Genomic DNA, 25935 nt, shown 5'->3' with positions numbered 1-25935 from the left:
TAATCGATTGAGAAAGACACGCCATGCGCTACGATAGCTGCGGGAGGATCGGCTGTTTCTATAGGTAGCGGCCATCAACCGAAAAGGCGGCATCATGCGTCCACAAGCATCGGAACTCCCCCGGCCCATGTTCGATCCCACCGACCCGAAAGTGCTTGCCGACGAGATCCTCAGGGCCTTGCGCTATCGCGTCGGCAAGGATCCGAGCGTTGCAACCGACAATGACTGGCTGACGGCATCGATCATGGTGGTGCGCGACCGCATCATCGATCGCTGGATAAGCTCGACCAAGGAAGCCTACGACCGCAGCGAAAAGCGCGTCTACTATCTCTCGCTCGAATTCCTGATCGGGCGGTTGATGCGCGATGCATTCTCCAATCTCGGCATGCTGAACACGATGCGCGAAGCGCTGTCCTCGCTCGGCGTCGATTTCGATGTCGTCGCAGCACTGGAACCCGACGCCGCACTCGGCAATGGCGGCTTGGGACGGCTTGCGGCCTGCTTCATGGAAAGCATGGCGACTGTCGATGTGCCGGCGCATGGCTATGGCATCCGCTACGCCAACGGCATGTTCCGTCAGGAAATTTCAGACGGCTGGCAGGTCGAATTGCCGGAAACCTGGCTCGATCATGGCAATCCGTGGGAATTCGAGCGCCGCGAACGCTCCTTCGAGGTCGGTTTCGGCGGCACGGTTCAATCCGTCACCGACAAGGAAGGACGCCTCGAACGCCATGTCTGGAAGCCGCAGGAGCGCGTGCTGGCCGTCGCCTACGATACACCGGTCGTCGGCTGGCGCGGCAAGCGCGTCAACACGCTGCGGCTCTGGTCGGGCATGCCGCTCGATCCGATCCTGCTCGACACGTTCAATGCGGGCGACCATATCGGCGCCCTGCGCGAGAGCAACAAGGCGGATGCGCTGTCGCGTGTGCTTTATCCCGCCGATTCAAGCCCGGCAGGGCAGGAGCTTCGGCTGCGGCAGGAATATTTCTTCTCCACCGCCTCGCTGCAGGACATCATCCAGCGGCATCTGAGCCAGTTCAACGATCTGAAATCGCTGCCCGACAAGGCCGCGATCCATCTGAACGATACGCATCCGTCGATTGCGGTTGCCGAACTCATGCGGCTTCTGATGGATCTGCACGGCATGGATTTCGACGGCGCGTGGGACATCACCAAGCGCACCTTCGCCTACACGAACCACACGCTTTTGCCCGAAGCGCTGGAAAGCTGGCCGGTGCCTTTGTTCGAGCGCCTTCTGCCGCGCCACATGCAGATCGTTTACGCAATCAACGCGCAAATCCTTCTGGAAGCGCGCAGCGGCGATTTCGAGGACGAGCAGATCAGCCGCATCTCGCTCATCAACGAAGATGGCGACCGGCGCGTGCGCATGGGCAATCTGGCGTTCGTCGGCTCGCATTCCATCAACGGTGTCTCGGCGCTGCACACCGATCTGATGAAGGAAACGGTGTTCGCAGATTTGAACACGCTCTATCCGGGCCGCATCAACAACAAGACGAACGGCATTACGCCGCGCCGCTGGCTGATCCAGTGCAATCCAGGGCTGACATCGCTTGCCCGCGAGGCGATAGGCGACAAATTCCTCGACGACATCAACGCGCTTCAGGATCTCGATACCTTTGCCGAAGACGCAGGCTTCCGTGAGAAATTCGCTGCCGTGAAGCGCGCCAACAAGGCGCGTCTCGCCAAACTCGTTCTGGAGCGGCAGGGCATCAGGATCGATCCGTCCGCGCTGTTCGACATCCAGATCAAGCGCATCCACGAATACAAGCGCCAGCTTCTGAATATCATCGAAGCGGTCGCGCTCTACGACCAGATCCGCTCGCAGCCCCAGCGCGAATGGATGCCGCGCGTCAAATTCTTCGGCGGCAAGGCAGCACCCAGCTATCACAACGCCAAGCTGATCATAAAGCTCGCCAATGACGTCGCGAAGGTCATCAATCACGACCCTTCGGTGCGCGGATTGCTGAAAGTGGTTTTCGTGCCGAACTACAATGTCAGCCTTGCCGAAATCATGATGCCGGCGGCAGACCTTTCCGAGCAAATCTCGACTGCCGGGATGGAAGCTTCCGGCACCGGCAATATGAAGTTCGCACTGAACGGCGCGCTGACCATCGGCACGCTGGATGGCGCGAATGTCGAAATCAAGGAATGCGTCGGCGACGACAACATCTTCATCTTCGGCCTCACCGCCGAGGAAGTCTCGCAGCGCCGCGCCAACGGCTACGATCCGCGCGCCGTCATCGCCGGTTCGCCGGAACTCTCGCAGGCGCTTTCGGCCATATCATCTGGCGTGTTTTCCCCCGACGATCCCGGTCGCTACCGCGAATTGCTGAACGGGCTTTACGATCATGACTGGTTCATGGTTGCAGCCGATTTCGACGCCTATGCGGATGCGCAACGGCAGGTGGACAAGGTCTGGAAGAACAGCCCCGACTGGTATGCGAAGGCGATCCATAATGTCGCGCGCGTCGGCTTCTTCTCGTCGGATCGTACGATCCGGCAATATGCCAAGGAGATATGGGACATACCTGTATGAAGGCTGACCGAACGACCGCTTCCGCAAAAGAAACCTCCGATCAGGCGGCGGTTTCGGACGTTGAAGCGATTGTTTCGGGCGAACATGGCGATCCGTTCGCGGTTCTTGGCCTTCATAAGCCGGGCAAAAGCTTCATCGCGCGCTGCTTCGTGCCGCATGCCGAAACCGTCACCGCGTTTACGCTGGACGGCAAACAGGCTGGCGTTCTTACCCGCAGGCACGATGCAGGTTTTTTTGAAGGCAAACTCAGCATCCGCAAGCGTCAGCCGCTGCGCTTTCATGCCAGCAATGCGGGCGGCGACTGGTGGCTGACCGATCCCTATTCCTTCGGGCCGGTGCTGGGGCCGATGGACGATTATTACATCGCCGAAGGCTCGCATTTACGGCTTTTCGACAAGCTGGGCGCACATCTGATCGATCATGAAGGTGCCAGCGGCGTGCAATTCGCGGTCTGGGCGCCGAATGCCAAACGCGTCTCCGTGGTGGGTGATTTCAACGATTGGGATGGCCGACGCCATTCCATGCGGCTGCGGCAGGACATAGGCGTATGGGAAGTCTTCGTGCCGGATATCGGCGCTGGCCGCCCCTATAAATACGAAATCATCGGTTCGCAGGGCGAAAAACTGCCGCTGAAGGCAGACCCTTACGCATTCCGCTCCGAATTGCGCCCTGCGACCGCTTCCGTCACCGCCGCCCCGCTTGCCCATGAATGGGGCGACAAGGCGCATCGCGATTTCTGGCGTCAGGCCGATATGCGGCGCGAGGCGGTTTCGATCTATGAGGTTCATGCCGGATCGTGGCAGCGCCACGCCGATGGCTCGTTCCTGTCATGGGATCAGATTGCCGAACGGCTTATCCCCTACGTGGTCGAGATGGGTTTTACCCATATCGAATTCCTGCCGATCTCCGAATATCCCTACGATCCGTCATGGGGCTACCAGACGACGGGGCTCTATGCCCCGACCGCGCGTTTCGGCGAGCCGGAAGGCTTTGCGCGTTTCGTCGATGGCGCGCATCGCGCGGGCCTCGGCGTCATTCTCGACTGGGTGCCAGCGCATTTCCCGGTGGACGAGCACGGTCTGGCGTGGTTCGACGGCACAGCGCTTTACGAACACGCGGACCCTCGCAAGGGTTTCCACCCCGACTGGAACACGGCGATCTACAATTTCGGACGCCGCGAAGTCGTGTCGTTTCTGGTCAACAACGCGCTCTACTGGGCCGAAAAATACCATATCGACGGGCTGCGCGTGGATGCCGTCGCCTCGATGCTTTACCTTGATTATTCGCGCAAGGCAGGCGAGTGGATACCCAACGAGCATGGCGGGCGCGAAAACCTCGACGCGGTGAGCTTTCTCCAGAAGATGAACATCGCAATCTATGGCACGCATCCCGGCGTGATGACGATTGCCGAGGAATCGACCTCTTGGCCGCAGGTTTCGCAGCCCGTTCATGAGGGCGGTCTGGGCTTCGGCTTCAAGTGGAACATGGGGTTCATGAACGACACGCTGGAATATCTGGCGCATGAACCGATCCACCGGAAACACCATCACGACGAGATAACCTTCGGCCTCGTTTACGCCTTCAGCGAGAATTTCGTGCTGCCGCTGTCTCATGACGAGGTGGTGCATGGCAAAGGCACGCTGCTTTCGAAAATGGCGGGCGACGACTGGCAGAAATTCGCGACTTTGCGCGCCTATTACGCCTTCATGTGGGGCTATCCTGGCAAAAAGCTGCTGTTCATGGGGCAGGAATTCGCCCAGCGCGACGAATGGAGCGAGGAGCGTCAGCTCGACTGGCATTTGAACGATTTCGCGCCGCATCGCGGTGTTCACCAGACGGTGCGCGACCTGAATTATCTCTACCGCTCGCGCCCGGCACTGCATGGGCGTGACTGCGAGCCGGAAGGTTTTTCCTGGCTGGTGGTGGACGACCGCGAAAACTCCGTCTTCGCGTGGCTGCGCACCGCGCCCGGCGGAAATCCCGTCGCGGTCATATCCAATTTCACGCCAATTATACGCGAAAACTACAATTTGCCGCTGCCTCATGCGGGCAGATGGATCGAAATCATCAATACGGATTCGACCGATTATGGCGGCTCCGGCAAGGGCAATGGAGGCTCGATACTGGCGCGGCCCGCCGATGGCGGCAACGGTGCCATCGCCAGCATCCTCGTGCCGCCGCTCGCCACAATCATGTTTGAATTCGTGACCGAGTAAAACAGGGGAGGGTTGAGTACTGTGGAGGATCTGAGAAAAAGCCAGCCATTGGCGCGCGATGCCATGGCTTACGTTCTGGCGGGCGGGAGGGGCAGCCGCTTGAAGGAACTGACCGATTTTCGCGCCAAGCCAGCCGTCTATTTCGGCGGCAAGACGCGCATCATCGATTTTGCGCTGTCCAATGCGTTGAATTCCGGCATTCGCCGCATCGGGGTCGCGACACAATACAAGGCGCATTCGATGATCCGTCATTTGCAGCGCGGTTGGAACTTTTTCCGCCCGGAGCGGAACGAGAGTTTCGACATTCTGCCGGCCAGCCAGCGCGTTTCGGAAACGCAATGGTATGAAGGCACAGCGGACGCCGTGTTTCAGAATATCGACATCATCGAATCCTATGGTCCCGAATACATGGTGATTCTGGCGGGCGACCACATCTACAAGATGGATTACGAACTGATGCTGCGCGAGCATGTGGATGCTGGCGCGGACGTCACCGTCGGCTGTCTGGAAGTGCCGCGCCTTGAAGCCTCCGGTTTCGGCGTCATGCATGTGGACGAGCAGGACCGCATCGTCTCCTTCATCGAAAAACCCGTTGATCCGCCGTCGATCCCCGGAAGCCCGGATGTCTCGCTGGCGTCCATGGGCATCTACGTGTTCCGCACGGCCTTCCTGATGGACCAGTTGCGCCGCGACGCCGAAGACCCCGGCTCCAGCCGCGATTTCGGTAAGGACATCATTCCCCATATCGTCGAGCACGGTAAGGCGATCGCGCATCGCTTCACCAAATCCTGCGTGCGGTCCAGCTTCGAGCGCGAGGCTTACTGGCGCGATGTCGGAACTATCGATGCCTATTGGGAAGCCAATGTCGATCTGACCGATATCACGCCCGAACTCGATCTCTATGACCGTGAATGGCCGATCTGGACCTATGCGGAGATCAAGCCGCCTGCGAAATTCGTACATGACGAGGAAGGCCGTCGCGGCTCCGCAATCTCCTCATTGGTCGCGGGCGATTGCATCATTTCGGGTGCTGCACTCTGGCGCAGCCTGATCTTCACCGGCGCGCGCATCAACTCGTTCTCGACGGTCAACGAGTCCGTCGTGTTGCCGGATTGCCATGTCGGGCGCAATGCAAGGCTGAGCCGCGTCGTGGTGGATCGCGGTGTTCGCATTCCCGACGGGCTGGTGGTCGGTGAAGACCCAGAATTCGACGCCAAGCATTTCCGTGTGTCGGAAAAAGGCATCTGCTTGGTCACGCAGCCTATGATCGACCGGATGGTGGTTTAGGTCACATGAAGATTATCCCCCACTCCGTCTCGCTTCGCGAGCCACCTCTCCCCCTTGAAATAAGGGAGAGAGGAAGGGCGCCTTTCCTCTCCCCCACAGCATGGGGGAGAGGTGGCTCGCGAAGCGAGACGGAGTGGGGGCACTTCTATGCGGATCGGCGCCCATGAAAATCCTCGCCGTAACCCCGGAAATCTTCCCGCTCGTCAAAACCGGCGGACTGGCAGATGTGACCGGCGCGCTGCCCGGCGCATTGGCTGCTCATGGCATATCGGTGCGCTCACTTGTGCCGGGTTATCCTTCGGTAATGAGCGCCTTCAAGAAAAAGAAGCCGCTGCATTCATGGGCTTCGCTCTATGGCGGCAAGGTTTCTGTCTATGGCGCGGAGATTTCCGGCCTCGACATTCTCGTGCTGGATGCGCCGCATCTTTTCGACAGGATGGGCGGACCTTATGGCGACGCAACCGGTGCCGACTGGCCCGACAATTGGCGTCGCTTCGCAGCTTTTGGCCGTGCCGCCGCCGACATCGCCCGTGGCGCGATCGTGGGCTACCGCCCGAATATCGTTCACGCACATGACTGGCAGGCTGCACTTGCACTGGCATATCTGCGTTATGGCCCGCAGCCAGCGCCTCCCTCGGTCATGACCGTTCACAATCTGGCTTTTCAAGGCCAGTTCGCAGGCACGATCTTCCCCGAACTTGGTCTGCCGCCGCAGGCAATGGCGCTGGATGGCATCGAATATTATGGCGGCGTCGGCTTCCTGAAGGGCGGCCTGCAGGCGGCTTCCGCAATCACGACCGTCAGCCCGACCTATGCGCAGGAAATCCGCACGCCTGCCTTCGGCATGGGCCTCGACGGACTGCTGAATTTGCGCTCGGCAAACCTTCACGGCATCGTCAACGGCATCGATGTCGAAACGTGGAACCCCGCGACGGACAAGCATCTGCCCGCAACTTATTCCGCGAAAACGCTTGCCGCGCGCCGCACCAACAAGAAGGCTGTCGAACAGCGCTTCAATTTTGCGCATGATACGGGCCCGATCTTCTGCGTCGTCAGCCGCCTGACGTGGCAGAAGGGCATGGACGTTCTGGTGTCCATCCTCGATTCCGTGATCGGGCTTGGCGCGCGCATTGCGATATTGGGTGCAGGTGATGGCGGGCTGGAAGGCGCGCTGCTCGCCGCCGCTTCGCGCCATAAGGGCCGTGTCGGCGTGGTGATCGGCTATGATGAGGGGCTTTCGCATCTCCTGCAGGGCGGCAGCGACGGCATTTTGATCCCGTCGCGTTTCGAGCCATGCGGCCTGACGCAACTTTACGGTCTGCGCTATGGCTGCGTGCCGATCGTCGCGCGCACCGGCGGTCTGGCCGATACGATCATCGACGCAAATGAGGCGGCACTGTCTGCCGGTGTCGCGACAGGTTTTCAGTTCGCACCGGAAAGCGGCGAAGCGCTTTTCCACGCGATACGCAACGCAATTGCCGCATTTTCGGAACCTTCAATCTGGGCGGGGGTTCAGAAGCAGGGCATGAAAGCGGACGTTTCCTGGGATCGGAGCGCCGCGAAATATGCCGAAATTTATCGATCCCTGATTTCCCAAGAGGCATCTTGAAACATGAAACGTGAAGTCCAGACAAAGCCTTACGATGACCAGAAACCGGGCACTTCGGGCCTTCGTAAGAAGGTGCCTGTTTTCCAGCAGGAACACTATGCCGAGAATTTCATCCAGTCGGTGTTCGATGCGCTGGAAGGTTTTGAGGGTGAGATCTTGGTCGTGGGCGGCGATGGCCGCTACTACAATCGCGAAGTGATCCAGAAAGTCATCGCCATGGCCGCCGCAAACGGTTTTGGCCGGGTGGTGGTCGGGCAGGGCGGCATTCTTTCCACGCCTGCCGCCTCGCACCTCATCCGCAAACGCAAGGCGTTCGGTGGGCTGATCCTTTCGGCCAGCCACAATCCCGGTGGCCCGAAAGAAGATTTCGGCATCAAATACAACATCGGCAATGGCGGCCCGGCGCCTGAAAAAATCACCGATGCGATTTATGAAAAGTCGAAGACGATTTCGCGCTTCCTGACCACCGATGCGAAGCCTGTCGACATCGACGCGCTCGGCGAAAGCAAGGTCGGCGACATGATCGTCGAAATTGTCGATCCCGTTTCCGACTACGCCGAACTCATGGAGCAATTGTTCGACTTCGATGCGATCCGCGCGCTGTTTCAGTCCGGTTTCCGCATGAGATTCGACGCAATGCACGCCGTTACCGGCCCTTATGCGACTGAAATTCTCGAAAAACGGCTGGGCGCACCTGCAAAAACCGCAAGAAATGCGAAGCCTTTGGAGGATTTCGGCGGGCATCACCCCGATCCGAACCTCGTTCATGCCAAGCATTTGTTCGATGAACTGATGGGGCCCGATGCACCGGATTTCGGCGCGGCATCGGACGGTGACGGCGACCGCAATCTGATCATCGGGCGCGGAATTTTCGTCACGCCTTCGGATTCGCTGGCGCTGCTTGCCGCAAACGCCCATCTGGCTCCGGGTTACAAGGCAGGCTTGAAAGGCATTGCGCGCTCCATGCCGACCAGCGGCGCGGCTGATCGTGTGGCCGAAAAGCTCGGCATCGGCATGTACGAAACGCCGACCGGCTGGAAGTTCTTCGGCAATCTGCTCGATGCCGGAATGGCGACGATTTGCGGCGAGGAAAGTGCCGGCACCGGCTCGGACCATGTGCGCGAAAAGGACGGTCTCTGGGCGGTTCTGCTATGGCTCAACATCCTTGCCGTGCGCAAGCAGAGCGTGAAGGAAATCGTCAACGAGCATTGGACGCAATATGGCCGAAACTACTATTCGCGGCATGATTACGAGGACGTCGACAGCGCGAAAGCGAACGCGTTGATCGATGAATTGCGCGGCAAGCTTGCTTCGCTTCCCGGCCAGAAATTCGGTGATCTGACGATCGAGAAGGCCGACGATTTCGCCTATCACGATCCGGTCGATGGTTCCGTCAGCGAAAAACAGGGCATCCGCATTCTGTTCAAGGGCGGTTCGCGGGTTGTCTTCCGGCTGTCTGGCACCGGCACGTCGGGCGCGACTTTGCGGGTCTATATCGAGCGTTACGAGTCGGACGCAGCGCGCCATAATATCGAGACGCAGACCGCACTTGCCGATTTGATCCGTGCTGCCAATGAGATTGCCGGGATTGTGAAGCACACCGGGCGCGATGCCCCGACTGTTATTACCTGAGCTTGTCATCTTGGTAAGTATTACCCCCACTCCGTCCGCTTCGCGGCCACCTCTCCCCCACTTCGTGAGGGAGAGGAAGGAGTGATTGTGATGCCGGTGAAACCACACGAACACCTTCCGCGGGTTGGTACCTTTCCTCTCCCCTACAAAGTGGGGGAGAGGTGGCCGCGAAGCGGACGGAGTGGGGGACTTGCCGTGCATGACTGACCAGCTCGGCGCAACCATCCTGCCGGAAGGCATCCGCTTTGCAGTCCGTTCCGCGACAGCCTCGCGCATTTCCGTGTCGATTTTCGATGGCGACAAAGAAGCCACCCACGAGCTGACCCGCGAGGACGACATCTTCTCCGCCACCATACCCGGACTTGGCGAAGGCACGCGCTACGGCTTTCGCGCCGATGGCGATTACGATCCGTGGCTGGGCCTCTGGTTCGACCCTGACAAGTTTCTGATCGACCCGTATGCCGTCGAAATCGACCGGCCTTATGTCTATGACGGACGCCTCGCGACGCGGCGAGGCGAGGGGGAGGATACGGCTTCGCTCATGCCGAAGGCTGTTGCACGGAAGCTCGAACCACTCACGCCCATGCCGCCGCTTTTCCAGCCGGGCGGGCTGATCTACGAAGTTCCGGTGCGCGCCTTTACGATGCTGCACCCTGAAGTGCCGATGAAATTGCGCGGCACGATTGCAGCGTTGGCACAGCCCGCGATCATCAAGCATCTGAAAAAGCTGGGCGTCTCGGCGGTCGAGCTTATGCCGATCACGGCATGGATTGATGAACGTCATCTGCCGCCGCTGGGGCTGACCAATGCGTGGGGCTATAACCCCGTTTCGTTCATGGCGCTCGACCCGCGTCTGGCGCCGGGCGGGCTGATAGAATTGCGCGATACGGTTGCGGCTTTGCGCGAGGCGGGCATCGGCGTGATCCTCGATCTGGTGTTCAACCATACGGGCGAAAGCGATGTGCAGGGGCCGACGCTCTCGCTACGCGGCCTCGACAATCCTGCCTATTATCGTCATGCAACGGGCAAACCGGACACGCTGATAAACGACACCGGAACGGGCAATACGCTGGCCTGCGACCACCCGGCTGTGCGCCAGCTTGTGCTGGATTCGTTGCGCCATTTCGTGCGCTATGCGGGCGTCGATGGCTTTCGCTTTGATCTGGCGAGCATTCTCGGACGCACGGCCTCCGGCTTCGATCCGAATGCCTGCCTGTTCGAGGAAATGCGCCGCGACGAGCTTTTGCGCGACCGTGTTCTGATCGCTGAGCCATGGGACATCGGCCCCGGCGGCTATCAGCTTGGGCATTTTCCGGAGGCGTTTCTGGAATGGAACGACAAATACCGTGACGATGTGCGCCGCTTCTGGCGCGGCGATCCGGGCATGATCGGACGGCTGGCGACGCGACTTGCCGGATCGTCCGATGTGTTTGGCGGCGAGGGCAAATCGCATACGAGAACCGTCAATTTCATCGCGGCGCATGACGGCATGACGCTGGCCGACATCACGGCTTACGAACACAAGCACAATGAAGCCAATGGCGAAGAAAACCGCGACGGCCACGACGACAATATTTCGTGGAACAACGGCGTAGAGGGGAAAACGAACGACGCGAAAATCCTCATTCATCGCGATAATGACAGGCGCGCGCTGCTCGCCACACTTTTCGCTTCACGCGGCACGATCATGCTGACGGCAGGCGACGAGTCCGGCCGCACGCAGCGCGGCAACAACAATGCTTACGCTCAGGACAATGAAATCGCATGGTTCGACTGGGAAAAGCGCGACATCGGGCTTGAGGAATTCGCCACCCATCTATCGCGTTTGAGGGCGGGTTCCGCGCTCACTTCGACGGAATTTCTCAGCGAGCATGACGTCGAGTGGCTGACGGAAACCGGCGCGCCGATGACCGAAAGTGAGTGGAACGATGCCGAGCGCCGCTGCTTCACCATGCTCATGCCCACTTTGTCGAAGACCCGCGAAGGCGGACGATTTGCAATTCTCGTCAATGGGGATTGGCGAGCGGCGGCGTTTTCGTTGCCTTTGTCCGAAGGTCTGGTCTGGGAGGTTGCAGACACGCAGGCGGGGCTGATCGGGGGCCGTGTGCTATCCGTTCACGGTCGCAGCATCGCGTTGGTCGTCGAAGTTAACATGAAGGAGCAAGAGCCATATGACGGTTCCTGAAAAGAACTCGGACTGGTGGCGCGGTTGTGTCATCTATCAGGTCTATCCGCGCTCCTATCAGGACACGACCGGCGACGGCAGCGGCGATTTGAAGGGCGTGGTGCGCCGCATTCCGCATATTGCCTCGCTCGGCGTCGATGCAATCTGGCTTTCGCCTTTCTTCAAATCGCCGATGGCCGACATGGGCTACGACGTTTCCGATTATTGCGCCGTCGATCCGATGTTCGGAACGATGGAGGATTTCGATGAATTGGTGGCCGAGGCGCATCGCCATGGCTTGAAAGTGATGATCGACCAGGTGCTGTCGCACTCGTCTGATCGCCATGCCTGGTTCGCTGAAAGCCGGTCAAGCCGGGACAATCCGAAGGCCGATTGGTATATCTGGGCGGATGCGAAACCGGACGGTTCGGCGCCCAACAACTGGCTGTCGATTTTCGGCGGGCCTGCCTGGGAGTGGGATTCCACAAGGCGGCAATATTACATGCACAATTTCCTCGCATCGCAGCCAGATCTGAATTTCCACAATACGCAAGTGCAGGATGCGCTGCTTGGCACAGTGCGTTTCTGGCTCGATCGCGGAGTCGACGGCTTCCGGCTGGATACGGTGAACTACTATGTTCACGATCAGGAATTGCGCGACAATCCACCTGCCGAGCAGGGCGCGGCGAATGATATTCCAGACACCAATCCATACGGCTACCAGAACCATCTCTACGACAAGACACGGCCTGAAAACCTCGCCTTTCTGGAGAAATTCCGTGCGCTGCTGGACCAATATGAAGGGCGTACCTCCGTTGGTGAGGTGGGCGATGGCGCGCGCTCGCTGAACACGGTTGCCGCCTATACCGAAGGCGATCACCGGCTGCATATGTGCTATACGTTCGACATGCTCGGACCGGAGTTTTCCGCTGCCCATGTGCGCGGCGCGGTCAGCGCTTTCGAAAGCATGGTGCAGGATGGTTGGGTCTGCTGGGCGTTCTCGAACCACGACGTGATGCGCCATGTTTCGCGCTGGACAGCACCCGGCGTGGACCCCGATGCGGTGGCGAAATTCTCCATCTGCCTGCTTGCCTCTATGCGCGGCTCGATCTGTCTTTATCAAGGTGAGGAGCTTGGCTTCGAGGAAGCAGAACTCGCATTCGAGGAACTGCGCGATCCTTACGGCATCCGCTTCTGGCCGGGTTTCAAGGGCCGTGACGGATGCCGCACGCCGATTGCATGGGAAGCAAACGCCATACATGGCGGTTTTTCGGACGGCCAGCCATGGCTGCCGGTGAAGCCTGCGCATCTCTTGAAAGCAGCCGACACGCAGGATGCGTCAGGCTCGGTGCTGAATCATTACCGCGCGATGCTGAAGCTTCGGAAGGAGCATCGCCCGCTGATCGATGGCTCGATCCAGTTCGTCGATACGCATGCCGATTTGCTGGCCTTCATCCGGGAGGCAGGCAATGAAAGGCTGCTTTGCGTGTTCAATTTCATGCCCGAAGCGACCGAGTGGCTAGTGCCTGCCGATCTCGGCAAGGTTACGGCGATTGGCTATCCCGGACAGGATGCACGCTTCGAGGACGGTTCGGTCTCACTCGGCGGCATCGCCGCGTTCGTCGCACGGCTGGAATAGTCCTCAGCTAGATCATTTCAGGCTTTGATGGAAATTGCCCCTCACGTCTCCCTCTCCCCGTGAAGAACGGGGAGAGGGAGACGTGAACGTTGCGGTCAGCCTCCTTCTCCCCGTTCTTTACGGGGAGAAGGTCGCGGCAGCGGGATGAGGGGCGATTCCATCTGAGCCGGAAAGACTCTACTGCACCAGCACCGAACGGGCACATGTCGCCCCGTGAACCTTCACGTCGGCTTCGCCGACCTTCACGCCAAGCAGCGCCAGAACATTGTAAAGCAAGGTATCCACTGCTGGCGTCACACCTCTCAGAATAGACATGAGCGGGTCCAAAGTACCTTTTGGAAGATCGATGGTGATGAACAGCAATTGCGCCTTGAGGCTCAATTGTCCCAGCAGGGAGGAGACAAGCGAGGTGGTGATGTCCCGTGTCGCGACGCTTTTGACAGCCTGGTCCGTGATTTCCTGATTGTTGAAGGTGAGCGTCTGCGGGTTTTCGTTGCCGACATTGATCTGCGCATGGGCCATTACGCCGGCAAGTCCGAGCCCCAGTAGCTCCACATTCACCAGCTTTGCCCTGTCGTCGTTGGGCTTTTTTCTAAAGTCCTTCATGGCAGCACTCTTGATATCGGCAATGCGCAGATCAACGAGGCCGGGACGAGCGGCGATCTTTACCTGGCGGCTGGAAGGGCCGGTGGGGCAGGTGATTTCCGTCAGCCGTGCTTCGGCGTAGGCGACTTCGGCATAGATCGGAATGCTGATAAGCTTACCGAGAAGCGGCGCAAGATTTCCGGCAACATCGACGTTAAGTTTGATGCGTGTCTGCGCGGTGCGCACGACAGCGCCTGTTTCACCGATCGTGTACCAGGGTGATCTTTGCGGCGGTTCGCCTATGGCGATTTCCAGGCTGGCGCCTGCCAGTCCGAGAAGGTCTATGTTGAGGTTGACGCCCGCCTGATTTTTCCCGTCTGCCATAACGACACTCGCCATCAGCATCTGCAATGCGTTGACGTCAGCCGAGAGACCTGCGGGGCGCTGTCCAAGCCCCAGATGCGCGGCGGAACCGATGTCGAAAACCGCTTTCAACGGAACGGTGACTTTGGCGGGTATCCCCACCAGAAGCTTGTTGAGCGCGACTTTCACCGCATTGTCCTGGCCGGGTATGGCGGCCATGGCCGATACGATCTGACCGACTTTTACCGTTGAATTCAATACATCCGAATAGGTGCCTGCCGTGATGTTGAGATTGGTTGCGAGCGCATCCAGAAACGAAAACGCACTGACATCGGCACTGAGCAGGGCATTGTAATCCATGACGCTCAGGCTGACATTGCCGCCGAGCAGGCCGCTCAGCAGCGAGTTGACGATACCGTCATTCAGGGAGGCCAGTCGCGAGCCGACAGAGAAGGCCGCCTCCGTTTTGGTGCCTGCGATCGCTTCCGTGCTGATAGTCGGCGGATCGATCAGCGCGGCACCGAAGAACCGTGTGCCGGTTTTGCTGTATGTCACCTTGACCGCATTGGTGGGTGTCGCACCGGCCTGAAAGCGTGTGCCGATGGCCGCGGAGGCGTTGCCGGTATAGCGGCCGGGCGTGATTGTAACGGTCGGCTTGATCCCGCTGGCGTCAGCAGGCGGTGTTGTGCCTGCGGCGATGACCGTAACGTCGGAGACGCCGTTTTCGCGGAAAGTGGTGAGGACAGCAGTCTGTGCCTTGGAAAGATTGGCCGCTGCCGTAATCGCGGCAAGATCGACCAGAGATTGTGCCTCACGGCGCTCGGTATAGAGCGAGGCTGAGTCGATGGCGATGGCTCCAAGCGCTATCCCGACCGGCATGGTAAGCGCCGCCATGACTGCTATGTTGCCCGAAGTAGTTGAAAGAAAACGTCTTATCGTCGATCTCATTCGTCCCTCCGCTCGCGCTGGTTTCAAATGCCTCCAACGCGGATCGTTGATTGCCGTGAAATGGTTTTGCCCGGCATGGGCAAGTCTCGAAACAGGCTCCAGATGGGTAAGGCGGTCGCGTCATAGCGGAGCGCGACCACGAATTGGTTGCCATCGGCAGAGCTATCACGGGCTTCGACGGTCAGCTTTTGCGGATCGACGAAGGGATAGCCGCCGGCGTTCAATCGAACGAAGTTGGAGGCGAGCGTTGAGCGCTCGTTTGCATTCACGCCCGCAATCGCTGTGCGCGCTGCATCTGCGGCGATCTGCTGGATGGAGTGGCTGGCGCCGAAATAAATGCCGTAAGCGATCATGCCCATAAGAAGGAGGATGAAAAGGGGGGAGAGGATCGCGAACTCGATTGCTGCCGTTCCCGATTTTTCTTTTCGGAAAGTAAGTGGAGCATACTTTACTTGAGCCAATTTAGTCATTTGAAAAGACCTAATTGATCAACTGTACGATCCAAGTAAACGCCCTCATCAATTAAAAATTGTATAAGGTTGCATTTTCGATTTGTTTAAATACTTAACTTGGGGAATTTAGTACTTTATAGGGCTGGACGCGTGGCGCGCGCTGTCAGATGCGCGATCAGGCCACGCGCCGATGGTGACAGTTCCGAACCATCGCGGAAGCACAAGGAAAGGCGGCGTGTCGCCCAGGCATCGGTGAGACGGATGCTGGCAATGGGCATGGAACGCTTGCAGCGGCGTGCGGCAGTTTCGGGAACGATGCCGATGCCGACGCCTTGCGCGACCATGCGGCAGATGCCTTCGAATGTGCGAATACGTATGCGGAATTTCAGCTTGGAGCCGGCGAGATCTGCCTTGCCGTCGATATAGTCCTGCAAGGCGCTGCCTGTGGTCAGTCCGACGAACTGGCTGTTCAGAATTTCTGAAAACGCTATGCGTCTTGTTCCGGCCAGTGGATGCGCTTTGGGCACGACCATGACGAGCCTGTCCAGCGCGAAGGGGCGAAGCTGCAAGGAGCCGCTTTCCACGGCATCCGAGATAATGCCGATTTCCGCCAGTCCGCCCGACACCGCCTTCACGATGTCCGAGCTCTGGCGCTCTTTGAGATCGACGTCGATATGCGGATGGGTTGCAAGCCATGGTGCGAGCGCTTCGGGAAGGAATTCGGTAATCGCCGCCGTGTTCGCCAGAAGGCGGATCGTGGCTTTCAGGCCGGAGGAATATTCGCCGAGTTCGCCCTGCATACGGTCCATATGGCGCAGGATCAGCCGCGCATGATGCGCCATCGCTTCACCGGCCTGCGTTGGCACGACACCCCTGCGGCCGCGTTCCAGAAGCCTGATGCCGCTGGCGTCTTCCATGCCGCGCAGGCGCTCGCTGGCGGAGGGAAGCGACAGGTTCGCCGCCGCCGCGCCATGCGTGATGCTGCCCGCTTCGACGACGAGCAGAAAAAGGCGAAGGTCGGTTAGATCGAAGCGCATGGGGCAAATTACACGGAATCTGCCTTCGGCACAGCCTAAGTCTGTCTCTTTATCTTCCGCATTGTGCGGGAGCCTCGATCCGAGGCAAATGGGCCATGATGGATTCATCGATTTTTCTGGTCGCAGCAATAGGCACGACGTTCTTTCTGGCGGGCATGGTGAAGGGCGTAACCGGCATGGGCCTGCCCACCGTCGCTATGGGCGCTCTGGGCGCAATCATGCCGCCGGTCGCGGCTGCTGCCCTTCTGATCGTGCCGTCCTTCGTTACCAATGTCTGGCAGATCTTTGCCGGTCCAAGTTTCGCGCCGCTGGTTCGCAGGCTCTGGCTTATGATGGCAGGCGTCGTCGTCGGCACCGTCGCAGGCGCATCGCTTCTTGCGGGCGGAAACGTGCAATGGACGACGAGCGCGCTGGGTGCAGCCCTCGTCATCTACGCCGCTTATACGCTGTTTGCGAAGCAGATTTCCGTGCCGAAGCGCGCCGAGCCTTTTCTTTCACTGCTCATCGGGCTGGTGACCGGCGCGGTGACGGGCGCGACGGGCGTCTTCGTCATTCCCGCCGTGCCTTATATCCAATCTCTGGGCTTGAGCCGCGAAGATCTCATTCAGGCGCTCGGCCTGTCCTTTACCGTTTCAACAGTAGCGCTTGCGGTGGGATTGGCATGGCGTGGCGCATTCCAGATCGACAATCTCGCAATGTCGATACTCGCTGTCGCACCGGCTTTGCTTGGCATGTGGGCAGGGCAGGCGATCCGAAAAATGGTCAGTCCGCAGACATTTCGGCGTTGGTTTCTGATTTTCCTGCTGCTTCTCGGCACTGAACTCGCGTTGCGCCCTTTGTTTTAGGGGACAGTTCCGCAAGCTTCCTCAAGGTCATGTTGACATGATGTTGACACGGACAATTGGGGGTCTAGTGTCTGGGCATCTGCCGACGGAACTGGGGTTGTCGGCCGCTCGAAACGAACCGGAAATCCGGCGGCGAGCGTTAAAGAACGCCAATGATCGTGCTCGGGGGAGCGCGTAGGGAAGTGGGAGTATCAATTATGCTGAAACGAATCCTGAAGGCCTCGGTCTTCGCCACAACGCTTGCCCTCGTCGGCGGCGCGCTGAGCGCGCCTGCATTTGCGGACGTCGTTTATAATCGCGGTAACGACACAGACCCGACCACGCTCGACCATCAGAAAACCTCGACGATTGCCGAAGGCAATCTCATGCGCGACCTCTATGAAGGGCTCGTAGTACAGAGCGCTTCTGCCGAAGTGGTTCCCGGTGTCGCCGAGAAGTGGGAGATTTCCGACGATGGCCTGAAATACACGTTCCACCTGCGCCAGGATGCGAAATGGTCGAATGGCGATCCGGTGACGGCCAATGATTTCGTCTTCGCCTATCAGCGCCTGCAGGATGCAAACACGGCAGCACCTTATGCGAATATGCTCTACCCGATGGTCAACGCAGAGGCGATCAACAAGGGTGAGAAGAAGGCCGAAGAACTCGGCGTTAAAGCAATCGACGACCATACGCTTGAAATCACGCTGAACGCGCCGACGCCTTATTTTCTGGAACTGCTGACGCATCAGACCGGCTACCCGATCCACAAGAAGTCGGTCGAGGAATTTGGCGACCAGTTCACGCGTCCCGGCAATATGGTGACGAATGGCGCATATATGCTCGAAGGGTTCACGCCCAACGACAAGATAACTATGCGCAAGAACCCGAATTTCCACGACGCGGCCAACGTCAAGATCGACGTCGTGAACTACATTCCCTTCGAGGATCGCGCGAACTGTCTTCGACGTTTCGAGGCTGGCGAGGTCCAGTCTTGCTCAGACCTTCCTTATGAGCAGTTGAGCTATATGAAGGACAAGCTCGGCGATCAGGTTCGCATCGCGCCCTATCTCGGCACCTACTATCTGCCGGTGAAGGTGAAGAAGGAAAAGCTCGCCGATCCGCGCGTACGCCAGGCAATTTCCATGGCCATCGACCGCGACTTCCTCGCCAATGAAATCTGGCATGGCGGTATGCTGCCGGGTTACTCCATCGTTCCGCCCGGCATCGGCAATTACGACAACCCGGTTTTCCTGCCTTACAAGGACGAGGATATTCTCGACCGTGAGGACGAGGCCAAGAAGCTTCTGGAAGAAGCGGGCGTAAAGCCCGGCACGCTGTCGGTCGAGCTTCGCTACAACACCAGCGAGAACCATAAGAACACCATGACGGCCATTGCCGACATGCTGAAAAATGTCGGCATAGGTGCTTCGCTCTTCGAAATGGAAGGCACCGGCTATTTCGATTACATGAAGCAGGACGGCGATTTCGACATCACCCGCGCCGGCTGGATCGGTGACTATTCCGATCCGCAAAACTTCCTGTTCCTGTTCGAAACCGCCAATCTCGGCTTCAACTATCCGCGCTGGTCCAACAAGGATTATGACGCGGCGATGGCCGAAGCAGGCAAGACCGGCGATCTGAAGGCGCGCGGCGAATTGCTTCGCAAGGCAGAGGAAATCTTCCTCAAGGACGTGCCTGCCATTCCGATCATGTATTACGCATCCGGCGTTCTGGTGTCGTCCAAGCTCAAGGGCTGGGAAGACAACATCATGAACGTGCACGGCACGCGGTATCTTTCGCTCGAAAATTGACCTTGCGACGTAACAATCCTCCCCTGCGGCAAAGCCTTGCCGCAGGGGAGGCCCGTATCGTTTTGAACGGTCGGGAATGCCAAAACGCGAACGCTGTGACGTTCGACGGTTTGCGGAGATAATCCATGCTGCTTTATGTGCTGCGTCGTTTTGCCGGTGCGGTGCCCACGCTGTTCATCATCGTGACCATCGCCTTCTTCATGATCCGGCTGGCGCCGGGCGGCCCCTTCGATCTCGAACGGCCCATCGACCCGCTGATCATCGAAAACCTCAAGCGTGCTTTCAACATGGATAAGCCGCTGTGGCAGCAATATCTGCTGTATCTGTGGAATCTGCTGCATGGCGATCTCGGCCCGAGCTTCACGCGGCGCGATTTCACGGTCATGGATTTGTTCAAGACGGGCCTTCCGGTATCGATCCAGATCGGCGGTTTCGCGATATTGCTGGCCCTGTTCGTCGGCAGCTTTCTGGGCGCAATCGCGGCATTGAAGCAGAACACCTGGGCCGATTACGTCGTCGTCGGCACGGCGACATTCGGCATCACGATCCCGACTTTCGTTATCGCACCACTGCTCAGCCTCGTTTTCGGCGTCATGCTGGGCTGGCTGCCCGCAGGCGGCTGGGGCGACGGTTCGTGGCGAAACATGATCCTGCCGGTCGCGACGCTGGCGCTGCCGCAAATCGCCGTTATCGCCAGATTGACGCGCGGCGCGACCATCGAGGCGCTGCGCTCCAACCATGTTCGAACGGCGCGCGCCTACGGCCTTCCTGCACGCGTGGTGTTGGTGGTCCACACATTGCGCGCCGCCATTTTGCCGGTCGTCTCCTATCTCGGACCGACCGCCGCGACCCTTTTGACCGGCTCGATTGTCGTCGAAACGATTTTCGGCATACCCGGCATCGGCCGCTATTTCGTGCAGGGCGCGCTTGGCCGCGATTACACGCTGGTCATGGGCACGGTCGTTGTGATCGCCGTCTTCGTCGTTGTCTTCAACCTGCTGGTCGATATTCTCTACGCCCTGCTCGATCCGAGGGTTCGCTATGACTGAGGAACGCACCATCTCCGTCGCTCACCCCGACCCATCTATGCCGTCCGGCGAAATGTTCACCGGCACGGTGGCTGGCCGCTCGCAATGGCAGGATGCGTGGCTGCGGTTGCGCCGCAATAAGGCTGCCGTGGCAAGTGCGGCGGTGCTGTTACTACTGGCGCTCGCAAGCATCGTCGGGCCTATCGTCTCGCCGCATCCCTACGACCGCATCTATCCGCAATATGTGCGCGTTCCGGCAAGCCTTGAGGCCTATCCCAAGGAAGACGCCATCGTTCCGGCCTTCGAAAGCGCGGTCAGCCGCGCGCGGGTGCAACTCGGCGAAATCGAGGTGGACGGCTCGACCGTGCGCGTCCCGATTTCCGATGACGAGGCGCTCGATCCGCGCATCACGCGCTATGTGGATCGCTCGGATCTGTTCCAGAATTCGCGCATCGAGGATTTGAGCGCAGATGGCAAAAGCGGCATCATGGCCGCCGATGTCAACCGCGTCCGCTTCCTTGCCGGGACGGATTCCAACGGCCGCGATTTGCTGACCCGCATCCTGATCGGCATTCGCATATCGCTGGCAATCGGCGTTCTGGCGTCCGCAATGTCGCTGCTGCTCGGCGTCAGCTACGGCGCGATTGCCGGCTATCTCGGAGGCCGCGCCGACAATGTCATGATGCGCGTCGTCGATATTTTATATTCGCTGCCCTTCATCTTTTTTGTCATCCTTCTGGTGGTGTTTTTCGGGAGGAATTTCGTTCTCATCTTCATTGCCATCGGCTGTACGGAATGGCTCGATATGGCGCGCATCGTGCGCGGGCAGACGCTGACCATCAAACGGCAGGAATATGTGCAGGCGGCGGAAGCGCTGGGCGTCGATACGGTGGGAATTCTCAAACGCCACGTCATTCCCAATACGCTGGGGCCGGTGGTCGTTTATGTCACGCTTTTGGTGCCAAAGGCGATCCTGCTCGAAAGCCTGCTGTCGTTCCTTGGCCTCGGTGTACAAGAGCCGCTGACCAGCCTCGGCCTGCTGATTGCCGAAGGCGCTTCCAATCTGCGTGGCGCGACGTGGCTGTTGATCTATCCCGCCGTGACGTTGACGGCCATCCTGTTTGCCCTGAATTTCCTGGGCGACGGCCTGCGCGACGCGCTCGACCCGAAGGACCGCTGACATGGATGAAACCGAAGCACCGATCCTGAGCGTGCGGAACCTCGAAGTTTCGTTCCGCACCAATGACGGCATGGTGGATGCGGTCAAAGGCATCGACCTCGACGTGCGACCGGGCGAAACCGTTGCGATCGTCGGCGAATCCGGTTCCGGCAAAAGCCAGACCACGATGGCGATGATGGGGCTTTTGGCCTCCAACGGCCGGGCGAAAGGCTCGGCGCGATACCGCGATCAGGAGCTTATCGGCATGCCCGAACGCAGCCTGAACAAGGTGCGCGGCGCAAAGATCACCATGATCTTCCAGGAGCCGATGACCTCGCTCGATCCGCTCTACAAGATCGGCCGCCAGATGGCCGAACCGTTGATGTACCACAAGGGAATGAGCCGTGCGCAGGCGCGGCCGCGCGTGCTGGAACTCCTGAAACTCGTCGGCATTCCAGACCCGGAAAGGCGCATCGATTCCTATCCGCACGAGCTTTCCGGCGGGCAGCGCCAACGAGTGATGATCGGCATGGCGCTCGCCAACGATCCCGATATTCTGATCGCGGATGAGCCGACGACGGCGCTCGACGTAACTATTCAGGCGCAAATCCTCACCCTGCTTGCCGACCTCCAGCGCAAGCTCGGCATGGCTATCGTCTTCATCACGCATGATCTCGGCATCGTCCGGCGGTTCGCCGACCGCGTCTATGTCATGCGCTCCGGCGAGGTGGTGGAGGAGGGCGTCACCGAGACGCTGTTTTCCAGCCCGCAGCACGCTTATACGAAGATGCTTCTGGCAGCCGAGCCGACCGGGCGAAAGGCGCCGCCGCACGACAATGCGCCGATCCTGTTGGAAGGCCGCAATGTCGAGGTGAGCTTCAATATCGGCGGCGGTTTTCTGGCAGGAAAGCCGATGGTTCTGCGTGCGGTGGACCGCATTTCGATTGCCCTTCGGCAAGGCCAGACCATCGGCATCGTCGGTGAATCCGGGTCTGGAAAATCGACGCTGGGGCGTGCACTGCTGCGTCTTATGCACAGCGAAGGCATCATCCGTTTCGGCATGAAGGAAATCTCGAAAATCGACAAGCAGGGCATGCGCCCGCTGCGCCGCGAATTGCAGCTCGTTTTTCAGGACCCCTTCGGCTCGCTCTCGCCGCGCATGACCATCGGTCAGGTGGTGACGGAGGGCCTGCTGGTGCACGAACCGCATCTTTCATCCAGGGAACGCGACAAGCGCGCCATCGAAGCGCTGAAAGAAGTCGGCCTCGATCCGGTCATGCGCAATCGCTACGCGCATGAATTCTCCGGCGGCCAGCGCCAGCGCATCGCCATTGCTCGCACGATGATCCTGAAGCCGAAGCTCGTCGTGCTGGACGAGCCGACCTCGGCGCTCGACCGTTCCGTGCAAAAGCAGATCGTCGAACTCCTGCGCAAACTGCAAGCCGATCACGACCTGTCCTATCTGTTCATCAGCCATGACCTCGCGGTCGTACGCGCCATGGCCGACTACATCATCGTCATGAAGCAGGGAAAGATCGTCGAGGAGGGGCCGACCGAAGAAATCTTCGACAACCCGCGCGAGGCCTACACGCAAGCCCTGATGGCCGCAGCAATCGACGCGACTAAGTTCCGCTTGGCCGTGTGATGGGCCGGGAGAAATTTTCACCCGGCGCATGTTCTTGTTATTGGTAGAAGATCCGGTTCGACGCCAAAAGGAACATGTCATTGAAGGGACCGCAGACTAACGACATCCAGAGCGAACGTGGCTCCCTGTTTCCCTTCTGGCGTCGCGGGCTTGTCGTATTGACGATTGCAGCCGTTGCCGGACCGCTGCTCGGAGCACTTGCGATACCTCTTGTAGAAGCTTTTCTGGACATCGTTACAGGAAGAACCCCAACTTTTGCCAATGCGCTGCGCAACTTTCAAGCAGCGCTAGGCTTGACCCTCATTGTGGGCGTGCCGTTCGCTCTGGTGGCTGGATTGATTATGGGTTGGATCGTCGCGAAAAGCGGGACCATCGGTTATGGCACCAGTGCACTGATTGCGTTCCTGGTCCCTTGCGTTCTTTCTCTTCCCATTTTGGGCGGGTTGTTTGTGTTCGCCCCGTTCATCGGCCTCGCAGCCGCCATTATCACATTGGCGATGCGCGCTTTGGTTGGATGGATCGCCATTCGCTTTGCCGGGATAACTTTGTGAGGGTAATCAGTTGCTGGCCTGCATAACGGGAGAGGACGAGATGCCTGCTGAAATCCGAGCCGCCACGCTTGCTGACCTGTCTCCGATCGTTGAGCTTTTGATGCAGGATGCTCGGAACAGGCAGACTTACGACCCGCTACTTTGGGCGCTCGCCGATGATGCACAGCAGAAAGTGGAAGAGGCTGTAAAATTCGCCCTGACGGCGCAAAAGCAGCCATTCAGGCAAAAGTGGCTCATTGCCGAGGCGGATGACAGGATCGTTGGCATCATCCATTCCGCGCTCTTGCCGGTCCCGCCCATCTATGCGGGCGAATGGGGAGAGCCCGGCTTATTGATGCCGGAGTGTTTTGTGGTTCAGGACGCGCCGCCCGGCACGATCGAGGCGCTTGTGGACGCTGCCGAAGCCGATCTTCGGGGAGCGGGGGCAGAGCTTTTGTTGGCCTCGTTCATACACGGCGATGACTGGCGCTCGTGTTTCGAGGAGCGGGGATATGAACCGCTGACGCTCTATCTTGCCAAGTCTGGACTCGAAAATACACCAAGACCTGTCGATGTGCGGTCCGCCTCGGTTGATGACATCGAGGGGATTGTCAGCCGAAGCGCGGAAAATAGAACCATACTTGCGCAGTTGGATGTGTTCTGGACCCCTCATGCAGAAGCGAACGACCGTTTCAGGAACTGGATGAAACGAAGCCTGACCTTGGAGGACCGCGACATGCTCGTGGCTGGATCGCCGGACGCTCTGGAGGGTTATGTGATCGCGCAGCCTGCATCCCGACTGCATTTCCCACCGGCGCACGACATCACCGCAACGGGTGTTATCGATGACTACTTCCACAGCGAATATGCCAACCCCGCAAAGATGCAGGATGGCGCAGGGTCTGCGATCTCGTTGCTCCGGGCGGCCGAGGCAGCATTTGCAGGCCGGGGTGTTAGAACCGCTCTGGTGGTTTGTCCCGCCGCGTGGCCTTCAAAAATCTCGGTCCTTCAGAATGCCGGATACGAGACGGCGATGGTCTGGATGATAAAGCGCTAAGTGCCTGTTCCGCGTGCGCTTTTATCCGACAGCGTTCCAATTTCCAAAAAAAGTCTGAAAATTTGTGTCGGATTGGCGAAACTCGGTTCGTCCTTGGGGAGCATAAAGCGGCAATTCAGTCACGAGGAGAGATGAGATGCCCAGCACAATACGCTTGCACCGCGTTCTGGCGACCAGCCCGGAAAAAGTCTATCGCGCATTCATCGAGGCGGATGCGCTCGCGAAATGGCTTCCGCCGAATGGTTTCACCTGCACGGTTCATCATCTGGAAGCGAAAGTTGGCGGTACATTCAAAATGTCCTTCCGCAACTTCACGACGGGCAATAGCCACGCGTTCGGCGGCGAATATCTCGAACTCATTCCGGGCGAACGCGTACGCTACACGGACAAGTTCGACGATCCCAATTTGCCCGGCGAGATGCAGGTGACCGTTACGCTGAAGAAAGTATCGGTCGGCACTGAAATTAATATCACGCAGGAAGGCGTGCCGGACGTCATTCCGGCCGAGGCCTGTTATCTCGGTTGGCAGGAGTCGCTGCGAAGCCTGGCAAGGCTCATCGAACCGGAAATCAACCAGTAAGGCATGCGAATGAGAAGTGCGGCTGCCCGGCCATGCTTGGCCGGGCGTCGGCGCGTCACGGGAGGCTTTCCAATGACACCCACCATCACAGCCTTTGAACGGTCGCCCGACCGCGGCAGGGGACAGGCGCGCGACATGCGCGTTCGTTGGGCGCTCGAAGAAGTGGGCCAACCTTACGATGTTCGTCTCGTTTCGTTCAGTGAGATGAAGGAATCTCCGCATCGAGCGCTTCATCCTTTCGGGCAGATCCCGACCTATGAGGAAGGCGGTCTCGCACTGTTCGAATCCGGGGCGATCGTGTTCCATATCGCGGAGCACCATGGCGGCCTGCTGCCAGATGATGCGAACGCCCGGATGCGCGCCATCACGTGGATGTTTGCCGCGCTCAGCACGCTGGAGCCGCCGATTGTCGAGCGCGAAATGGCTTCGTATGTGGAACGCGACAAGAGCTGGTACGATGAGCGCCTGCCTATCGTCGAGGATCGCATCCGTACCCGGCTCGGTGAACTTTCCCGTAGGTTGGGCGATGCCGACTGGCTCGACGGTGCGTTCAGCGCCGGTGATCTTCTGATGGTAATGGTGCTGCGCAGATTGAACGGTTCGGGTTTGCTGGATCCGAACCTCTGCGCCTATGTCACCCGCGGTGAGGCGCGGCCTGCCTTCAAGCGCGCTTTCGATGCGCAATTGGCTGTGTTCACCGCCGCATCGGATGGCTCATGAGATTGGGTGCCAGGACACTGGAAGCCGCTAGTCCGCGTCCCCGCACGACATAAGTCGGTGAATAGTTGCCACTGCTACGTGTATAGGAA

Annotated in this window: 19 protein-coding genes; 16 read left to right on the top strand and 3 right to left on the bottom strand. The window is 59.2% G+C overall.

All coding sequences use genetic code 11. The features are described 5' to 3' along the window. The first annotated feature begins 94 nt into the window (after nucleotides 1-94). The 7 genes from ABFT80_RS21090 (at nucleotide 95) to bglA (ending at nucleotide 13104) form a co-directional block, all read left to right on the top strand. Nucleotides 95-2557: a glycogen/starch/alpha-glucan phosphorylase gene (locus ABFT80_RS21090; RefSeq protein ID WP_347973926.1), complete on the top strand. Its 2463-nt coding sequence runs from the start codon at nucleotides 95-97 to the stop codon at nucleotides 2555-2557. Further along, nucleotides 2554-4773 (top strand): 1,4-alpha-glucan branching protein GlgB, encoded by a 2220-nt coding sequence (gene glgB / locus ABFT80_RS21085; protein WP_347973925.1) that lies wholly within the window; start codon nucleotides 2554-2556, stop codon nucleotides 4771-4773. Before ABFT80_RS21090 ends, glgB begins: the two co-directional genes overlap by 4 nt. A gap of 21 nt (nucleotides 4774-4794) precedes the next feature. After that, nucleotides 4795-6060: a glucose-1-phosphate adenylyltransferase gene (gene glgC / locus ABFT80_RS21080; protein ID WP_347973924.1), complete on the top strand. Its 1266-nt coding sequence runs from the start codon at nucleotides 4795-4797 to the stop codon at nucleotides 6058-6060. Between the two features lie 163 nt (nucleotides 6061-6223). Continuing rightward, a complete protein-coding gene (gene glgA, locus ABFT80_RS21075; RefSeq protein WP_347973923.1) occupies nucleotides 6224-7669 on the top strand; it encodes a glycogen synthase GlgA in 1446 nt (481 codons plus the stop codon). 3 nt (nucleotides 7670-7672) lie between these two features. After that, nucleotides 7673-9301, top strand: a complete 1629-nt coding sequence (locus ABFT80_RS21070) for an alpha-D-glucose phosphate-specific phosphoglucomutase (protein WP_347973922.1) — start codon at nucleotides 7673-7675, stop codon at nucleotides 9299-9301. Nucleotides 9302-9500: 199 nt separating this feature from the next. Beyond that, nucleotides 9501-11486, top strand: coding sequence for a glycogen debranching protein GlgX (glgX, locus tag ABFT80_RS21065; RefSeq protein ID WP_347973921.1), 1986 nt, complete (start codon nucleotides 9501-9503; stop codon nucleotides 11484-11486). After that, nucleotides 11473-13104: a beta-galactosidase BglA gene (bglA, locus tag ABFT80_RS21060; protein WP_347973920.1), complete on the top strand. Its 1632-nt coding sequence runs from the start codon at nucleotides 11473-11475 to the stop codon at nucleotides 13102-13104. The genes glgX and bglA overlap by 14 nt, the downstream gene beginning before the upstream one ends. Before the next feature lie 177 nt (nucleotides 13105-13281). On the opposite strand, the gene ABFT80_RS21055 is transcribed toward bglA, so the two are convergent. The 3 genes from ABFT80_RS21055 to ABFT80_RS21045 form a co-directional block, all read right to left on the bottom strand. Next, nucleotides 13282-15000: a TadG family pilus assembly protein gene (locus ABFT80_RS21055; protein ID WP_347973919.1), complete on the bottom strand. Its 1719-nt coding sequence runs from the start codon at nucleotides 14998-15000 to the stop codon at nucleotides 13282-13284. A 23-nt stretch (nucleotides 15001-15023) separates the two neighbouring features. After that, nucleotides 15024-15461, bottom strand: coding sequence for a TadE/TadG family type IV pilus assembly protein (locus tag ABFT80_RS21050; RefSeq protein ID WP_347973918.1), 438 nt, complete (start codon nucleotides 15459-15461; stop codon nucleotides 15024-15026). A gap of 125 nt (nucleotides 15462-15586) precedes the next feature. Next, complete coding sequence (locus ABFT80_RS21045; RefSeq protein WP_347973917.1) at nucleotides 15587-16489, bottom strand: LysR family transcriptional regulator; 903 nt, start codon at nucleotides 16487-16489, stop codon at nucleotides 15587-15589. A gap of 95 nt (nucleotides 16490-16584) precedes the next feature. On the opposite strand from ABFT80_RS21045, the gene ABFT80_RS21040 reads away from it, so the two are divergent. The 9 genes from ABFT80_RS21040 (at nucleotide 16585) to ABFT80_RS21000 (ending at nucleotide 25846) form a co-directional block, all read left to right on the top strand. Beyond that, entirely contained in the window at nucleotides 16585-17334 is a 750-nt protein-coding gene (locus ABFT80_RS21040; RefSeq protein ID WP_347973916.1) for a sulfite exporter TauE/SafE family protein, read from the top strand. A gap of 197 nt (nucleotides 17335-17531) precedes the next feature. Continuing rightward, nucleotides 17532-19127, top strand: coding sequence for a peptide ABC transporter substrate-binding protein (locus tag ABFT80_RS21035; RefSeq protein WP_347973915.1), 1596 nt, complete (start codon nucleotides 17532-17534; stop codon nucleotides 19125-19127). 125 nt (nucleotides 19128-19252) lie between these two features. Further along, nucleotides 19253-20176 (top strand): ABC transporter permease subunit, encoded by a 924-nt coding sequence (locus ABFT80_RS21030; protein WP_347973914.1) that lies wholly within the window; start codon nucleotides 19253-19255, stop codon nucleotides 20174-20176. 37 nt (nucleotides 20177-20213) lie between these two features. Beyond that, a complete protein-coding gene (locus ABFT80_RS21025) occupies nucleotides 20214-21335 on the top strand; it encodes an ABC transporter permease (RefSeq protein ID WP_347974060.1) in 1122 nt (373 codons plus the stop codon). A 1-nt stretch (nucleotide 21336) separates the two neighbouring features. Further along, a complete protein-coding gene (locus ABFT80_RS21020) occupies nucleotides 21337-22959 on the top strand; it encodes an ABC transporter ATP-binding protein (RefSeq protein WP_347973913.1) in 1623 nt (540 codons plus the stop codon). 80 nt (nucleotides 22960-23039) lie between these two features. Beyond that, the gene (locus ABFT80_RS21015; RefSeq protein ID WP_347973912.1) at nucleotides 23040-23510 is read left to right on the top strand and encodes a hypothetical protein; all 471 of its coding nucleotides are present in this window, start codon (nucleotides 23040-23042) and stop codon (nucleotides 23508-23510) included. 40 nt (nucleotides 23511-23550) lie between these two features. After that, nucleotides 23551-24546 (top strand): hypothetical protein, encoded by a 996-nt coding sequence (locus tag ABFT80_RS21010; protein ID WP_347973911.1) that lies wholly within the window; start codon nucleotides 23551-23553, stop codon nucleotides 24544-24546. Nucleotides 24547-24682: 136 nt separating this feature from the next. After that, nucleotides 24683-25126: an SRPBCC family protein gene (locus ABFT80_RS21005; RefSeq protein WP_347973910.1), complete on the top strand. Its 444-nt coding sequence runs from the start codon at nucleotides 24683-24685 to the stop codon at nucleotides 25124-25126. A 72-nt stretch (nucleotides 25127-25198) separates the two neighbouring features. Then, nucleotides 25199-25846: a glutathione S-transferase family protein gene (locus ABFT80_RS21000; RefSeq protein ID WP_347973909.1), complete on the top strand. Its 648-nt coding sequence runs from the start codon at nucleotides 25199-25201 to the stop codon at nucleotides 25844-25846. Nucleotides 25847-25935 lie beyond the last annotated feature (89 nt).

The organism is Foliimonas ilicis, from assembly GCF_039939195.1.
In the GTDB taxonomy this organism is placed as follows: Bacteria; Pseudomonadota; Alphaproteobacteria; order Rhizobiales; family Rhizobiaceae; genus Foliimonas; species Foliimonas ilicis.
Note: the sequence above shows the minus strand (reverse complement) of the source record. Positions and strands in the feature narration are given on the sequence as shown.

Excerpts from the sequence above, each read along its gene's own strand:
- ABFT80_RS21090 (WP_347973926.1), top strand. The coding sequence starts at position 95 with ATGCGTCCACAAGCATCGGAACTCCCCCGGCCCATGTTCGATCCCACC.
- glgB (WP_347973925.1), top strand. The coding sequence starts at position 2,554 with ATGAAGGCTGACCGAACGACCGCTTCCGCAAAAGAAACCTCCGATCAG.
- glgA (WP_347973923.1), top strand. The coding sequence starts at position 6,224 with ATGAAAATCCTCGCCGTAACCCCGGAAATCTTCCCGCTCGTCAAAACC.
- ABFT80_RS21070 (WP_347973922.1), top strand. The coding sequence starts at position 7,673 with ATGAAACGTGAAGTCCAGACAAAGCCTTACGATGACCAGAAACCGGGC.
- glgX (WP_347973921.1), top strand. The coding sequence starts at position 9,501 with ATGACTGACCAGCTCGGCGCAACCATCCTGCCGGAAGGCATCCGCTTT.
- bglA (WP_347973920.1), top strand. The coding sequence starts at position 11,473 with ATGACGGTTCCTGAAAAGAACTCGGACTGGTGGCGCGGTTGTGTCATC.
- ABFT80_RS21055 (WP_347973919.1), bottom strand. The coding sequence starts at position 15,000 with ATGAGATCGACGATAAGACGTTTTCTTTCAACTACTTCGGGCAACATA.
- ABFT80_RS21045 (WP_347973917.1), bottom strand. The coding sequence starts at position 16,489 with ATGCGCTTCGATCTAACCGACCTTCGCCTTTTTCTGCTCGTCGTCGAA.
- ABFT80_RS21040 (WP_347973916.1), top strand. The coding sequence starts at position 16,585 with ATGATGGATTCATCGATTTTTCTGGTCGCAGCAATAGGCACGACGTTC.
- ABFT80_RS21035 (WP_347973915.1), top strand. The coding sequence starts at position 17,532 with ATGCTGAAACGAATCCTGAAGGCCTCGGTCTTCGCCACAACGCTTGCC.
- ABFT80_RS21030 (WP_347973914.1), top strand. The coding sequence starts at position 19,253 with ATGCTGCTTTATGTGCTGCGTCGTTTTGCCGGTGCGGTGCCCACGCTG.
- ABFT80_RS21025 (WP_347974060.1), top strand. The coding sequence starts at position 20,214 with ATGCCGTCCGGCGAAATGTTCACCGGCACGGTGGCTGGCCGCTCGCAA.
- ABFT80_RS21020 (WP_347973913.1), top strand. The coding sequence starts at position 21,337 with ATGGATGAAACCGAAGCACCGATCCTGAGCGTGCGGAACCTCGAAGTT.
- ABFT80_RS21010 (WP_347973911.1), top strand. The coding sequence starts at position 23,551 with ATGCCTGCTGAAATCCGAGCCGCCACGCTTGCTGACCTGTCTCCGATC.
- ABFT80_RS21005 (WP_347973910.1), top strand. The coding sequence starts at position 24,683 with ATGCCCAGCACAATACGCTTGCACCGCGTTCTGGCGACCAGCCCGGAA.
- ABFT80_RS21000 (WP_347973909.1), top strand. The coding sequence starts at position 25,199 with ATGACACCCACCATCACAGCCTTTGAACGGTCGCCCGACCGCGGCAGG.